Below are 14,807 nucleotides of genomic sequence, written 5' to 3'. Positions count from 1 at the left end.
TCACTCAGCCCGTGGCCACCACCCGCAGCACCTCGGCGCCGTAGGCGTCGAGCTTCTTGGCGCCCATGCCGCTGATGCCTTGCAGGTCGTCCAGCGATGCGGGGTTGCGCTCGGCGATGGCTGCCAGCGTGGCGTCGTGGAAGATCACATAGGCCGGCAGGTTGTGTTCGCGCGCGACCTCGGCGCGCCAGGCCTTGAGGTTGATGAAGCGCACCTGGGCGTCGGGGCCCAGGCTGGCGGCGGCCGCGTTGGGCTGGGTGGCGCGCTTGGAGGTGCGCGTGCGCGGCGCGGCCACGGCCTCGCGCAGCTGCACGGGGACATTGCCGCGCAGCACGTCGCGCGAGCCATCGGCCAGGCACAGCGTGTCGAAGCTGTGGCCGCTGTTCTCGCTGGTGATCTTGTGCAGGCCCAGGGCGCCCGTGGCCAGCAGCTGGCGCATCACGCCGCGCAGCTGGGGCTCGCTGTAGTCCTTGCCCAGGCCGAAGGTGGAGATCTTGTCGTGGCCGTACTGGCGCACCTTCTCGGTGTCCTTGCCGCGCAGCACGTCCATGATGTGGCCCGCGCCAAAGGTCAGCTGGCTGGCCTCGTGCACGCGGTAGATGGTGGACAGCAGCTTGCGCGCGGCGTCCGTGCCATCCCACAGGGCCGGGGGCTCCATGCAGTTGTCGCAGTTGCCGCACGCGGTCTTTGCCACGCGCTGCAGAGGCCGGCCTTCAAGGTCCGTCTCTGCGTCTTCTCCCGGTGCGCCCAGGCCGTACTGCTCGCCGAAGTAGGCCAGCAGCCGCACGCGGCGGCAGTCCGTGGCCTCGGCCAGGCCCAGCAGGGCATCGAGCTTGCCGCGCATGACCTGCTTGAAGGTGTCCTCGGCCGGGCTTTCGTCGATCATGCGGCGCTGGTTGACCACGTCGGACAGGCCGTAGGCCATCCAGGCATCGGCGGGCAGCCCGTCGCGGCCTGCGCGGCCGGTTTCCTGGTAGTAGCCCTCGATGTTCTTGGGCATGTCCACGTGGGCCACGAAGCGCACGTCGGGCTTGTTGATGCCCATGCCGAAGGCGATGGTGGCGACGATGACGATGCCGTCCTCGCGCAGAAAGCGGTCCTGGTGCAGCTGGCGCGTCTCGAAGGGCAGGCCCGCGTGGTAGGGCAGGGCGGGCACGCCGGCCTGGCTCAGCGTCTGGGCCAGCTCCTCCACGCGCTTGCGCGACTGGCAATAGACCACGCCGGCCTCGCCCTCGTGCTCGCGCTCTATGAAGCGCAGCAGCTGGTTGCTGACGTCCTTCTTCTCGGCGATGCGGTAGCGGATGTTGGGGCGGTCGAAGCTGCTGACGAAGTGCCGCGCGCTCTCCAGCTGCAGCCGCTCGACGATGTCGGCGCGCGTGAGTGCATCGGCCGTGGCCGTGAGCGCAATGCGCGGCACGCCCGCATAGCGCTCGTGCAGCACGCTCAGCGCGCGGTACTCGGGCCGGAAGTCATGGCCCCACTGGCTCACGCAGTGGGCCTCGTCGATGGCGAACAGCGACAGCTTGCCCTGGGCATGCAGGTCGTCGAGCAGGCCCAGGAAGCGCGGCGTGTTCAGGCGCTCGGGCGCGGCATACAGCAAGGTGATGTCGCCGCTTTGCAGGCGCCATTCGACTTCCTGCGTCTCGTCATAGGACAGCGTGGAGTTCAGGTAGGCGGCGCTGACACCGGCCTCGTGCAGCGCGCCCACCTGGTCGTGCATGAGCGCGATCAGCGGCGACACCACCACCGCCACGCCGTGGCCCTGCTGCTGGCGCACGATGGCCGGCACCTGGTAGCACAGCGACTTGCCGCCACCCGTGGGCATGAGCACCAGCGCATCGCCGCCGGCGACCACGTGCGAGACGATGGCTTCCTGCGGACCGCGGAATTGTTCGTAGCCGAACACGGCTTGCAGGACGGAATGCGCGGCGGACAACGGGGACTTCTTTCGGCAGAGGCGGCTGGCGCGGGAGGGAGCGGGATGCGGGCGCTTCCCGCAAAAAATGCGCTGCGGCCCGAAGGCCGCAACAGCCGCCATTTTGCGCCCCCTCGCAAGGTCCAGGGAAGACCTGGGGTTTGAGCCGCTCTGCATCAACGGCCTTTTCCGGGCGCGAGGGTGCCATTTTCAGATTTCTCCTAGCCACCCGCTGCTGCATTCAGCTGCCGCCCAGCACCCCACGCGCAATGATGCTGCGCTGCACTTCGGACGAGCCTTCGTAGATGCGCAGGATGCGCGCATCGCGCACCAGGCGCTCCAGCGGCATTTCGCGCGTGTAGCCGTAGCCGCCGTGGATCTGCAGGGCCTCGTCGGTGACGAAGCCCACCATTTCGGACGCATGGAGCTTGGCCATGGCCGAGTGCTGGGTGAAGGGCTGGCCGGCCTGGCGCAAGGCCAGGGCCTGCATCGTCAGTGCCCACGATGCCTCCAGGCGCAGCTTCATGTCTGCCAGCTTCCACTGGATGCCCTGTTTGGTGGCCAGTGGCTCGCCGCCGACCAGGCGCTGATTGGCCCATTGCGCGGCGGCGGCCAGGGCGGCCTCGGCCACGCCCAGGGCGGTGGCCGCCACGTCCAGGCGGCTGTTGTCCAGCACCTTCATCGCCGTCTTGAAGCCTGTGCCCTCGGCGCCCAGCCGGTGGCTGGCAGGCACGCGCACGCCGTCCAGCGAGACCTCGAAGGCATGGCCGCCGCGGATGCCCATGAGTTTTTCGGGCGCCGAGACCTGGATGCCGGGCAGATCGCGCGGCACGATGAAGGCGCTGACGCCGCGCGCGCCGGCCTCCATGTCGGTCTTGGCGAAGACCACCATGAAGCGTGCCTCGGCGGCGTTGGAGATGAAGTGCTTGACGCCCGTGATCAGATAATCGTCCCCATCGCGCACGGCGCGCGTGCGCATGTCGGCCGGGTGGGAGCCGCCGCGCGGCTCGGTCAGCGCAAAGGCCGCCAGCCATTCGCCGCTGGCGCAGCGCGGCAGCCACTGCTGGCGCTGGGCGTCGTCGCCGCCGATGAGCACGGCGTCCGTGCCCAGGTAGTGGGCGCCGATCATGGACGAGGTGGCCGCGCAGGCGCGCGAGATGGCCACCAGGGACAGCAGCATGGCCGTGGGCGTGACGCCGGGGCCGCCCAGGGCCTCGGGCAGGTTCATGCCCATCACGCCCAGGGCCGACAGGCCCGGCACATGGCAGGTGGCGGACAGTGCCTCTTCGTCCATGCGCTGCGCCAGCGGGGCGAGTGCGTCGTCGGCAAAGCGGGCCACGGCATCGGCAATGGCGTGGTCGTCGGCGGTGGTGCCCAGTCGTTGAAAGTTCATGGAGGTTCGCTCAATGTGATGGGAAAGAGGGGACCGCGCCTGCAGTGCCCAGGGCACCGGATGCGCGCAGCGCGGCAATGGCTTCGGCGCCCCGGCCCAGCCACTGCGAGAGCAGGGCGTCGGTGTGCTCGCCCAGGGCCGGTGCGCGCTCGGCGCGGTTGGGCGCGGCGCCGCTGAAATGCACGGGCTGGGTGGGCAGGCGCAGGCCGGGCAGGCGCGGGTCCTGCACCGCGCCAAGCAGGCCGCGCGCCTGGCTCTGGGGCGACTCCAGCGCCTGGGCAATGTTCCAGATGGGGGCGGCGGGCACGCCCGCCGCATCCAGCGCGGCCACCACCTGCGCCACTTCATGCCGGCCGGCCCAGGCCTCGATGGCCTCGCGCAGCGCGGGTTCGTGGGCCGAGCGTGATTCATCGCTGGCAAAGCGCGGGTCGCCGGCCAGGCTGCCCAGTTCCATGGCCTGCAGGGCGGCGGCGAACAGCTTGTTGTTGAGCACCGCCAGCGCGAAGTGGCCGTCGCCTGCGCGGTACACGCCGAACGGCGCGGACAGCGGATGGCGGTTGCCTACGCGGCGCGCGGGCCGGCCCGTGAACAGGTAGCGCGCCACCGAGGTGGCCAGAAAGCTCAGCGTGGTGTCGAACATGGCCACGTCCACCTGCTGGCCCTGCCCGGTGGCGCGCGCCTGCAGCAGCGCGGCCAGCGTGGCCCAGGAGGCGAACAGGCCGGCCACCACGTCGCTGACGGCCTCGCCCACCACGGTGGGCGCGCCATCGGGCTCGCCCGTGGCCTCCATGAGGCCGCTCATGGCCTGCACGATGATGTCGTAGGCCGGCCGGTGGGCCAGCGGCCCGGTCTGCCCGAAGCCCGAGACGCTGACATAGACCAGGCGCGGATTGAGCGCCCGCAACTGGCTTGCGCCTATGCCCAGGCGCTCGGCCACGCCGGGCCGGAAGTTCTCCACCACCACGTCGGCCTGGGCCGCCATCTCGTGGACCAGAGCCACGGCCTCGGGGTGCTTGAGGTCCAGCACCAGGCTTTGCTTGTTGCGGTTCATCACCGTGAACAGCGCGCTTTCGCCGTTGTTCATGGGGCCGATGGCGCGGTAGTCGTCGCCCTGCGGCGGCTCGATCTTGACGACCTCGGCGCCCAGGTCGGCCAGCAGGGCCGTGGACAGCGGCCCGGCCAGCACGCGCGTGAAGTCGAGGATGCGCACGCCGTCCAGCGGGCGGGCGGTGAGGGGGGTGGACTCGGTCATGGGGGCAGCCTTGGACGGGTGGTCTATGGCTGCATGCTGGCGCGTGATTGAATCAATGGAAAATATTCAATCCTGATGCAATGCATTCAAAAAGATGATCCATATCAGCCTGCGCCAGCTGGAGTATTTCGTGGCCGCCGCACGCCATGGCAGCACTGCGCGCGCGGCCGAGGCCATCGGCGTGTCCCAGCCGTCCATCTCCAAGGCGATTGCCGACCTGGAGGCGCTGTGGGGCGAGGCACTGTTCGTGCGCCGCCATGCCAGGGGGCTGGATCTCACGGCGGCGGGCGCGGTGCGCAGCCGCGAGGCCCAGGCGCTGCTGGACGGCGCACGCAGCCTGCAGGGGCCGCGCACGGCGGCGATGGCGGGCGTGCTGCGCCTGGGCTTTCTGAGCACGCTGGGCGCGCGCTGGGTGCCGGCCCTGCTGGCGCAGATGCAGCGCCTGCACCCCGGCATTGCGCTGGAGCTGGTGGAGGGCGACATCGCCTCGCTCACGCAACAGGTGGAGCGCGGCGAGCTCGATGCGGCCCTGCAGTACGACACGGGCCTGGCGCGTCCCCGCATGGAGCTGCTGCCCGTGGCGGCGCTGCCGCCCTATGTGCTGCTGCCGCAGCGCCATGCGCTGGCGGCCAGGACCAGCGTGGGGCTGGCCGAGGTGGCCCGCTACCCGCTGGTGCTGATCAATCTGCCGCATAGCCGTGAGTATTTCCTGTCGCTGTTCCGCGAGGCCGGCGTGACGCCGCTGGTGGCCCATGAGTTCGCCTCCATCGAAATGCTGCGCTCCATGGTGGCCAATGGCCACGGCCTGAGCGTGCTGACCACGCGGCCGGTGGTGGACCGCGCCCACGATGGCCAGCGCCTGGCCTGCCGCCGCATCCGGGGCCGCGTGGCCCCCCAGGGCGTGGTGCTGGCCGTGCCGGCGGGCAATGCCTCGCCGCTGATTGCACCGTTCTTGAAGGTGGCACGTGCCGTGATTGCACCGTAGCGGCGCGCAGCCCCGTGGCATGCACCACGGTGGTGAGCTGTTACCCGGGATTTTCCCCAGGTTGTATGGACAAGCTTGGTTGGCACGGCATTTGCTGTTGCTCTCCGTGTTGATCGCAGGTAGATGCAGGATGCTCGCTCCATCACCGGTTTGCCGGGTAATCCTGTATATACATGTCCGGTCGGCAAAAACACACTTCGGGCTCCCGCACTGGTCTGCCTGCGGACCCCGAAACTGCCATCGCCAACTTGCTTTCCCGACCGAGGAGTGCCACATGAGTTCGATCCCCACGTTCCGCCGCCTGCCCCTGGGGCTGCTGGCCGCCGCCCTCTGCCTTGCCGCCGCACTGCAGCCCGCTGCCGCGCAGGAGACCAAGATCACCCTGGGCATGTCGGGCTGGACCGGCTTCGCGCCGCTGACCCTGGCCGACAAGGCCGGCATCTTCAAGAAGAACGGCCTGGCGGTGGACCTGAAGATGATTCCGCAGAAGGACCGCCACCTGGCCCTGGCCTCGGGCGCCATCCAGTGCGCGGCCACCACCATCGAGACGCATGTGGCCTGGAACACGAACGGCGTGCCCATCGTGCAGATCTTCCAGATGGACAAGTCCTACGGTGCCGACGGCATCGCCGTGCGCAATGACGTCAAGGGCTTTGCCGACCTCAAGGGCAAGACGGTGGCCGTGAGCGCGCCGGGCACGGCGCCGTACTTCGGCTTGGCCTGGATGCTGCACAAGAACGGCATGACCATGAAGGATGTGAAGACCGTCTCGCTGGAGCCCCAGCCCGCCGCCCAGGCCTTCGTGGCCGGCCAGAACGATGCGGCCATGAGCTACGAGCCCTACCTGTCCACCATCCGCGCCAACCCGGCCGCGGGCAAGATCCTGGCCACCACCATCGACTACCCCATGGTCATGGACACGGTGGGCTGCGATCCCAAGTGGCTCAAGGCCAACGCGGCCGCCGCCAAGGCCCTGGCCCAGTCGTACTTCGATGCGGTGGCCATGATCGAGGCCGACAAGACCAAGTCCTTCGAGATCATGGGCGCGGCCGTCAAGCAGGGTGGCGAGCAGTTCGGCAAGTCGGCCTCCTACCTGAAGTGGTCCGACAAGGAAGCCAACCAGAAATTCTTCGCCAACGAGCTGGTGCCCTTCATGAAGGAGTCGGCCGTGATCCTCAAGGAGGCCGGCATCATCCGCTCCATCCCCGAGAACTATGGCGTGATGTACGACGCCAGCTTCATCCAGTAAGCCCGCCAGGGGATGACCATGCAAGCCGCATCCACTTCCGCAGTCCAGCCGGCTAACAAGCCCATGACCCACGCCACACCGCACGCTCCCGCGCCCGCCGCGGCGCCAGCCCCCGTCCGCCGCCGCCGCATGGCGCCGCTGGAGCCCGTCAGCCCCACGGCCAAGTGGGTGCTGGGTGTGGCCTTCTTCGTGCTGTTCTTTCTCGTCTGGGCGGCTGTGACGCTGGGCGGCTTCGTCTCCCCGACCTTCCTGGCCAGCCCCATGACCATGGCGCGCGAGGGCGTGCTGCTGTTCACCGAGTACGGCTTCCTGCAAGACATCGGCATGACGGTCTGGCGCGTGATGGGCGGCTTCATCCTGGCCTCGGTCGTGGCCGTGCCCCTGGGCATCGCCATGGGCGCCTGGAAGCCGGTCGAGGCCTTCTTCGAGCCCTTCGTCTCGTTCTGCCGCTACCTGCCGGCCTCGGCCTTCATCCCGCTGCTGATCCTGTGGGCCGGCGTGGGCGAGACGCAGAAGCTGCTGGTCATCTTCATCGGCTCGGTGTTCCAGATCACGCTGATGGTGGCCGTCACCGTGGGCGGCGCGCGCAAGGACCTGGTGGAGGCCGCCTACACGCTGGGCGCCTCCAACACCGGCGTGGTGCGCCGCGTGCTGATTCCGGGCGCCGCGCCCGGCATTGCCGAGACGCTGCGCCTGGTGCTGGGCTGGGCCTGGACCTATGTGATCGTGGCCGAGCTGATCGGCTCGTCCTCGGGCATCGGCCACATGATCACCGACAGCCAGGCGCTGCTGAACACGGGCCAGATCATCTTCGGCATCATCGTGATCGGCCTCATCGGCCTGGTGTCCGATTTCATCTTCAAGACCGTCAACCGTCGCATGTTCGAGTGGAGCACCCTGTGAAAAGGATCTACCCCCTGAGCGGCTGCGCCGCTTCCCCCTTGAAGGGGGACGACACCCTCGGTGCGGGGCGGCGCGGCCGGCGTAGGCCCTTCCTCGGTGTCTCTGAGGTGAGTCGCGCCGGTTGCAGCCGCCGTGAATATTGACAAGCGCCCTGGAGAATCGTGATGAATCTTTTGTCTATTCAAGGTGTTTCGCGCACCTTCACCAGCCACAAGGGCACGAGCACGCAGGCCCTGCTGCCTGTGGATTTCGAGGTCCGCGAGAACGACTTCGTCACCATCCTCGGCCCCTCGGGCTGCGGCAAGTCCACCATGCTGCGCATTGCGGCAGGGCTGGATTTCCCGACCACGGGCCAGGTGCTGCTGGACGGCCGCACCGTGGACGGGCCGGGCGCCGACCGGGGCATGGTGTTCCAGAGCTACACGCTGTTTCCGTGGCTGACCGTGGCCCAGAACATTCGCTTCGGCCTGCGCGAGAAGGGTGTGAGCGAGGCGCTGCAAAAGGAGCGCAGCGACTACTTCATCGCCAAGGTGGGGCTGCGCGGCTTCGAGAACCACTTTCCCAAGCAGCTGTCGGGCGGCATGCAGCAGCGCACGGCCATTGCGCGCGCGCTGGCCAATGATCCCAAGATCCTGCTCATGGACGAGCCCTTCGGCGCACTCGACAACCAGACCCGCGTGCTCATGCAGGAGCTGCTGCTGGGCATCTGGGAGGCCGAGCGCAAGACCGTGATGTTCGTCACCCACGACATCGACGAGGCCATCTTCATGGCCAACCGCGTGGCCGTGTTCAGCGCGCGCCCGGGCCGCATCAAGGCCGATATCCCCGTGAACCTGCCGCATCCGCGCCACTACACGGTCAAGACCTCGCCCGAGTTCATGGAGCTGAAAGCCCGGCTGACCGAAGAGATTCGCGCAGAGTCGCTGGCCGCTGCTGCACACTGACGCTTTTCCATGACCACTGCCCACACCATGTCTTCGCGTTCCACGGCTTCCCGACTTTCCGCAACGACGGCGGAGGTGCCCATGGCCCTGTACCAGCAGGTCAAGGACCATGTGCTGCGCAAGATCGCCGATGGCTCGCTGTCGGCCGGCGAGCGCGTGCCGTCCGAGCAGGAGCTGGTGCAGGAGTTCGGCGTGGCCCGCATGACGGCCAACCGCGCGCTGCGCGAGCTGGCCGAGCAGGGCGTGATCGTGCGCGTGGCCGGCGTGGGCTCCTTCGTGGCCGAGGAAAAGCCGCAGTCCACGCTGCTGCGCATCGCCAACATCGCCGAGGAAATCCGCCAGCGCGGGCATGACCACCGCTTCGAGCTGATCAGCGTGCGCCGCGAGTCGGCCTCGCCCGAGGCGGCGGCTTCGCTGCAGCTGTCTGCGGGCAGCTCGGTGTTCCACCTGCAGGGCGTGCATTTCGAGAACGACGTGCCCGTGCAGCTGGAAGATCGCCATGTGAACCCGCGCATGGCGCCGGACTTCATGGAGCAGGACTTCTCGCTGATCCAGCCTTCGGTGTATCTGGTGCGCAACGTGCCCTTCGACCAGATCGAGCATGTGGTGGACGCCATGCTGCCCACGCCCGAGCAGGCGCGCTGGCTGCAGATGGACGCCGACCAGCCCTGCCTGACGCTGACGCGCCGCACCTGGTACCTGGGCACGCCCGTGACCTGGGTGCACTGCGTGCATCCGGGCATGCGATACCGGCTGGGCAGCCGCTTTCGCACCGACGGCGGATCGCACGACGGCTGAGGCCTGAAAGGCGGGGTTCCCGCTATTGCGCTGTTCCGCTTCGATTGATATTGTATAGACAGGCATAGACATCCATCCCGGCACACCCTCCCAGACACCGACAGGGCATCACCATGAACACCATCACGACTCCCGGCCTCACCTCCCGTCCCGGCACCGCGCTGACGCTGCAGCCCGGCCAGGTCAGCCTGGCCCAGTTGCGGGCCATCCAGCAGGGCGGCGTGCGCCTGTCCATGGCGGCGTCCGCCTACGAGCGCATGCGCGCCGCCCAGGCCCATGTGCAGCACATCGTGGATGAGGACCAGGTCGTCTATGGCATCAACACCGGCTTCGGCAAGCTGGCCTCCACCAAGATCGCCCATGACCGCCTGGCAGAGCTGCAGCGCAACCTGGTGCTGTCGCACAGCGTGGGCACGGGCGATCCGCTGCCCGACGCCGTGGTGCGCCTGGTGCTGGCCACCAAGGCCGTGAGCCTGGCGCGCGGCCACTCGGGCGTGCGCCCCGAGCTGGTCGATGCGCTGCTGGCCCTGGCCAACGCCGACGTGCTGCCCGTGATTCCCGCCAAGGGCTCGGTGGGCGCCTCGGGCGACCTGGCGCCGCTGTCGCACCTGGCCTGCGTGCTGATCGGCGAAGGCCAGGCCAAGATCGATGGACAGGTGGTGTCCGGCACCGAGGCCATGCGCCACGTGGGCCTGGAGCCCTTCGTGCTCGGCCCCAAGGAGGGGCTGGCCCTGCTCAACGGCACCCAGGTGTCCACGGCGCTGGCCCTGGTGGGCCTGTTCCAGGGCGAGAGCGTGTTCGCGGCCGGCCTGGTGGCGGGCTGCCTGACGCTGGAGGCCATCAAGGGCTCGGTCAAGCCGTTTGACGCGCGCATCCACGAGGCGCGCGGCCAGCTTGGCCAAATCGCCGTGGCCGCCGCCGTGCGCGAGCTGCTGGACGGCAGCGCCATCGACACCTCCCACCCCCATTGCGGCCGCGTGCAGGACCCGTACTCCATCCGCTGCGTGCCCCAGGTCATGGGCGCCTGCCTGGACAACCTCAGCCATGCGGCCCGCGTGCTGGTGATCGAGGCCAACGCCGCCTCGGACAACCCGCTGGTCTTCGACAACGGCGACGTGATCTCGGGCGGCAACTTCCACGCCGAGCCCGTGGCCTTCGCGGCCGACATCATCGCCCTGGCCCTGGCCGAGATCGGCGCCATCTCCGAGCGCCGCATGGCCCTGCTGCTGGACACCGGCCTGTCGGGCCTGCCGGCCTTCCTGATTGCCGACAGCGGCGTGAACTCGGGCTTCATGATCGCCCAGGTCACGGCCGCCGCCCTGGCTGCCGAGAACCAGTGCCTGGCCCACCCCAGCAGCGTCACCAGCCTGCCCACCTCGGCCAACCAGGAAGACCATGTCTCCATGGCCACCTACGGCGCACGGCGCCTGGGCGAGATGGCGCGCAATACCGCCGTCATCGTGGGCGTGGAAGCCATGGCCGCCGCCCAGGGCATGGACTTCGACCGCAGCCTGAACAGCTCCGAACTGATCGAGGCGCAGTACGCGCTGATCCGCAGCCAGGTTCCGCACCTGGACCGTGACCGCTACCTGGCACCCGACATCGAAACCATGCGCCAGTGGGCGCTTGCCACGGACTGGCCCCAGGCCATCGTCCGCCACCTGCCCAGCCACCAGGCTGCCTGAACCCCGCAACCGCTCACCCCCCGCATCCAGGAGATCGCCATGAACGCCAACGACGCCATCCTCAACGCCAACGCTGCCACGGCTGCCACCAATCCCCGCTATGACGCCAGCCGCGTCATCCGCGCCCCGCGCGGCAGCGAACTGCACTGCAAGAACTGGCTGGCCGAGGCCGCCTACCGCATGCTGCAGAACAACCTGGACCCCGACGTGGCCGAGAACCCCAAGGCCCTGGTGGTCTACGGCGGCATCGGCCGCGCGGCGCGCAACTGGGAGTGCTATGACCAGATCCTGGAGTCGCTGAAAAAGCTGGAGGCCGACGAGTCGCTGCTGATCCAGTCGGGCAAGCCCGTGGGCGTGTTCAAGACGCACGAGAACGCACCGCGCGTGCTGCTGGCCAACTCCAACCTCGTGCCCCAGTGGGCCAACTGGGAGCACTTCAACGAGCTGGACCAGAAGGGCCTGTTCATGTACGGCCAGATGACGGCCGGCAGCTGGATCTACATCGGCGCCCAGGGCATCGTGCAGGGCACGTTCGAGACCTTCGTCGAGGCCGGCCGCCAGCACTACAACAACGACCTCACGGGCAAGTGGATCCTCACGGCGGGCCTGGGCGGCATGGGCGGTGCCCAGCCCCTGGCCGGCGTGCTGGCCGGTGCCTGCGTGCTGGCCATCGAATGCCAGCAAAGCAGCATCGACTTCCGCCTGCGCACGCGCTACCTGGACAAGCAGGCGCGCGACATCGACCACGCGCTGGAGCTCATCGCCCAGCACACGGCCGCGGGCGAAGCCATCTCCATCGGCCTGCTGGGCAATGCCGCCGAAATCCTGCCCGAGCTGGTGCGCCGCGCAAAGGCCGGCGGCGCCCGCCCCGACATCGTGACCGACCAGACCTCGGCCCATGACCTGATCAACGGCTACCTGCCCGTGGGCTGGACCGTGGACGAGTGGCGTGCCGCTGCGGCCGACCCGTCGCGCCATGCCCAGCTCAAGGCCGCCGCCGCCCAGGGCTGCGCCCAGCACGTGCAGGCCATGCTGGACTTCCAGGCCATGGGCATTCCCACGGTGGACTACGGCAACAACATCCGCCAGGTGGCCCTGGACCAGGGCGTGAAGAACGCCTTCGACTTCCCCGGCTTCGTGCCCGCCTACATCCGGCCGCTGTTTTGCGAAGGCAAGGGCCCGTTCCGCTGGGTGGCCCTGTCCGGCGACCCCGAGGACATCTACAAGACCGACGCCAAGATCAAGGAACTGTTCCCCGACAACAAGCACACCCACCGCTGGCTGGACATGGCGCGCGAGCGCATCAGCTTCCAGGGCCTGCCCGCGCGCATCTGCTGGCTGGGACTGGGCGAGCGCCACAAGGCGGCCCTGGCCTTCAACGAGATGGTGAAGAACGGCGAACTCAAGGCCCCCATCGTGATCGGCCGCGACCACCTGGACTGCGGCTCCGTGGCCAGCCCCAACCGCGAGACCGAATCCATGAAGGACGGCACGGACGCCGTCAGCGACTGGCCGCTGCTCAACGCCCTGCTCAACACCGCAGGCGGCGCCACCTGGGTCAGCCTGCACCACGGCGGCGGCGTGGGCATGGGCTACTCCCAGCATGCGGGCGTGGTCATCGTGGCCGACGGCACGGACGAGGCCGCCGCCCGCCTGGGCCGCGTGCTCTGGAACGATCCGGCCACCGGCGTGATGCGCCATGCGGATGCGGGCTACGACATTGCCGTGGCGGCCGCCAAGCGCCATCAGCTGAACCTGCCCATGGTCAAGTGAGCCGCTTGCAGGACACCACGGCAATGCAGCGTTTCGACCTGAACCAGATCGCCGCCAGCCCCTGGAAGAACGGGGGCGGCAGCACGCGCGAGATCGCCTGCTGGCCGCCCGGGGCGGGCATGGAGGCCTTTGGCTGGCGCATCAGCGTGGCCACCATTGACCAGCCCGGCCCGTTCTCGGCCTTTGCGGGCGTGGACCGGCAGATCATGCTGCTCGATGGCGACGGCGTGCACCTGCGCGGCGAAGGCATCGACCATGTGCTGGACGCGCGCTGGCAGCCGTTTGCGTTCTCCGGCGATGTGGCGCTGGGCTGCTCGCTGCTGGGCGGCACTTCCACCGACTTCAACGTGATGGCGCGGCGCGGCCGGTGGCGGGCGCAGGTTCAGGTGCTGAACAGCGCTGCCGACGCCGGCCGCGCCGACGCCGGCCTGTGCATGGTGCTGCAGGGCGACTGGCAGGCGGATGGCGCTGCGCTCATCCCCGGCCAGGGCCTGTGGTGGAGCGTGCAGCAGCCCGACCCGCAGCATCTGGTGCCGCAGACCGACGACGCGCGGCTGGTGCAGGTGCTGCTGCAAGCCTGCTGACGACCCACGACATCCAAGGAATCCCCCCCCATGACCGAGCCCCACGCACCCGCTTCTGCATCCGCTTGCGCACTCGCTCCATCCTCTTCGGCCGACGGCTGCTGGCAGAACCTGCGCCTGGCGCCTGACATGTTCGAGGCCGGCCAGGCCGTGGGTGACGGGGAGGATGCCTGCATCGTGGTGCAGCAGGGCCGCGTGGCCTGGGTGGGGCCGCAGCAGGCCCTGCCGCCCGCATATGCGTCCCTGCCGCGCCATGACGGCCAGGGCATGCTGGCCACGCCGGGCCTGGTCGATTGCCACACCCACCTGGTCTATGGCGGCGAGCGCGCCAACGAATTCGCCATGCGCCTGGACGGCGCCAGCTACGAGGAAGTGGCACGCGCCGGCGGCGGCATCGTCTCCAGCGTGCGTGCCACGCGCGAGGCCAGCGAGGACGAGCTGTTCGCCCAGGCCCTGCCGCGCCTGCAGCAGCTGCTGGACGAGGGCGTCTGCGCCATCGAGATCAAGTCGGGCTACGGCCTGGCGCTGGAGCACGAGCGCAAGCAGCTGCGCGTGGCCCGGCGCCTGGGCCAGGCCCTGGGCGTGACCGTGCGCACCACCTTCCTGGGCGCGCATGCGCTGCCGCCCGAGTACGCAGGGCGCAGCCAGGACTACATCGACCTGGTCGCCGGCACCATGCTGCCCGCACTGGCGGCCGAGGGCCTGGTCGATGCGGTCGATGTGTTCTGCGAGCGCATCGCCTTCTCGCTGGCCGAGACCGAGCAGGTCTTCCAGGCCGCACGCCGCCTGGGCCTGCCCGTCAAGCTGCATGCCGAGCAGCTGTCGAACATGGAGGGGGCGGCCCTCGCGGCCCGCTATGGCGCGCTGTCGTGCGACCACATCGAGCACCTGTCCGAATCCGGCATCACCGCCATGCGCGGCGCGGGTTCCGTGGCCGTGCTGCTGCCCGGCGCCTACTACACGCTGCGCGACACCCACATGCCGCCCATCGCGGGCCTGCGCGCCGCGGGCGTTCCCATGGCCGTCTCTACCGATCACAATCCGGGCACCTCCCCCTGCCTGAGCCTTTTGCTCATGGCCAACATGGCCTGCACCCTGTTCCGGCTCACCGTGCCCGAGGCCCTGGCGGGCATCACCCGCCATGCCGCGCGCGCCCTGGGCCTGCAGGACGAGCATGGACTGATCGCGGCCGGCCGTCCCGCCCACTTCGTGCTCTGGCCCGTGCGCCATGCGGCCGAGCTGGCCTACTGGTTCGGCAGCAAGCCTGATTGCACCATCGTGCGCCAGGGCCGCATCGTGCGGACCCGCAGGCAGGGGAGCCACTGA

The 14,807-nt window shown here is 69.2% G+C and carries 12 protein-coding genes; 9 read left to right on the top strand and 3 right to left on the bottom strand.

What is annotated here, in order from left to right; translation table 11 throughout:
- Window positions 1–4 precede the first annotated feature (4 nt).
- From AC57B5_RS20065 to AC57B5_RS20055, 3 genes are all read right to left on the bottom strand, one after another.
- Entirely contained in the window at window positions 5–1,936 is a 1,932-nt protein-coding gene (locus AC57B5_RS20065; RefSeq protein WP_043780224.1) for a RecQ family ATP-dependent DNA helicase, read from the bottom strand.
- Window positions 1,937–2,156: 220 nt separating this feature from the next.
- Window positions 2,157–3,308: an acyl-CoA dehydrogenase family protein gene (locus tag AC57B5_RS20060; RefSeq protein ID WP_373788497.1), complete on the bottom strand. Its 1,152-nt coding sequence runs from the start codon at window positions 3,306–3,308 to the stop codon at window positions 2,157–2,159.
- A gap of 10 nt (window positions 3,309–3,318) precedes the next feature.
- Complete coding sequence (locus AC57B5_RS20055; RefSeq protein ID WP_496400206.1) at window positions 3,319–4,560, bottom strand: CaiB/BaiF CoA transferase family protein; 1,242 nt, start codon at window positions 4,558–4,560, stop codon at window positions 3,319–3,321.
- Between the two features lie 94 nt (window positions 4,561–4,654).
- Here AC57B5_RS20055 and AC57B5_RS20050 point away from each other — a divergent pair, with 94 nt between their 5' ends.
- The 9 genes from AC57B5_RS20050 to hutI all read left to right on the top strand — a co-directional run bounded on the left by AC57B5_RS20050 (window position 4,655) and on the right by hutI (window position 14,807).
- Complete coding sequence (locus AC57B5_RS20050) at window positions 4,655–5,545, top strand: LysR substrate-binding domain-containing protein (protein ID WP_496400205.1); 891 nt, start codon at window positions 4,655–4,657, stop codon at window positions 5,543–5,545.
- Window positions 5,546–5,819: 274 nt separating this feature from the next.
- Window positions 5,820–6,794 (top strand): ABC transporter substrate-binding protein, encoded by a 975-nt coding sequence (locus tag AC57B5_RS20045; RefSeq protein ID WP_496400204.1) that lies wholly within the window; start codon window positions 5,820–5,822, stop codon window positions 6,792–6,794.
- 63 nt (window positions 6,795–6,857) lie between these two features.
- Window positions 6,858–7,697, top strand: a complete 840-nt coding sequence (locus AC57B5_RS20040; RefSeq protein WP_496400203.1) for an ABC transporter permease — start codon at window positions 6,858–6,860, stop codon at window positions 7,695–7,697.
- Window positions 7,698–7,861: 164 nt separating this feature from the next.
- Window positions 7,862–8,641 (top strand): ABC transporter ATP-binding protein, encoded by a 780-nt coding sequence (locus tag AC57B5_RS20035; protein WP_496400202.1) that lies wholly within the window; start codon window positions 7,862–7,864, stop codon window positions 8,639–8,641.
- A 27-nt stretch (window positions 8,642–8,668) separates the two neighbouring features.
- Entirely contained in the window at window positions 8,669–9,439 is a 771-nt protein-coding gene (hutC, locus tag AC57B5_RS20030; RefSeq protein ID WP_049801468.1) for a histidine utilization transcriptional repressor HutC, read from the top strand.
- Between the two features lie 113 nt (window positions 9,440–9,552).
- On the top strand, window positions 9,553–11,124 hold the full coding sequence (gene hutH / locus AC57B5_RS20025; protein ID WP_013800045.1) for a histidine ammonia-lyase: 1,572 nt from the start codon (window positions 9,553–9,555) through the stop codon (window positions 11,122–11,124).
- 39 nt (window positions 11,125–11,163) lie between these two features.
- The gene (hutU, locus tag AC57B5_RS20020; protein ID WP_016447381.1) at window positions 11,164–12,897 is read left to right on the top strand and encodes a urocanate hydratase; all 1,734 of its coding nucleotides are present in this window, start codon (window positions 11,164–11,166) and stop codon (window positions 12,895–12,897) included.
- Between the two features lie 23 nt (window positions 12,898–12,920).
- Window positions 12,921–13,481 (top strand): HutD/Ves family protein, encoded by a 561-nt coding sequence (locus AC57B5_RS20015; RefSeq protein ID WP_496400201.1) that lies wholly within the window; start codon window positions 12,921–12,923, stop codon window positions 13,479–13,481.
- Between the two features lie 30 nt (window positions 13,482–13,511).
- Window positions 13,512–14,807 carry an imidazolonepropionase gene (gene hutI / locus AC57B5_RS20010; RefSeq protein WP_310638497.1) on the top strand — a complete coding sequence of 432 codons (1,296 nt, stop codon included), beginning with the start codon at window positions 13,512–13,514 and terminating at the stop codon, window positions 14,805–14,807.

This window comes from Delftia sp. BGA-UO-ETr-SB1, from assembly GCF_059567865.1.
Note: the sequence above shows the minus strand (reverse complement) of the source record. Positions and strands in the feature narration are given on the sequence as shown.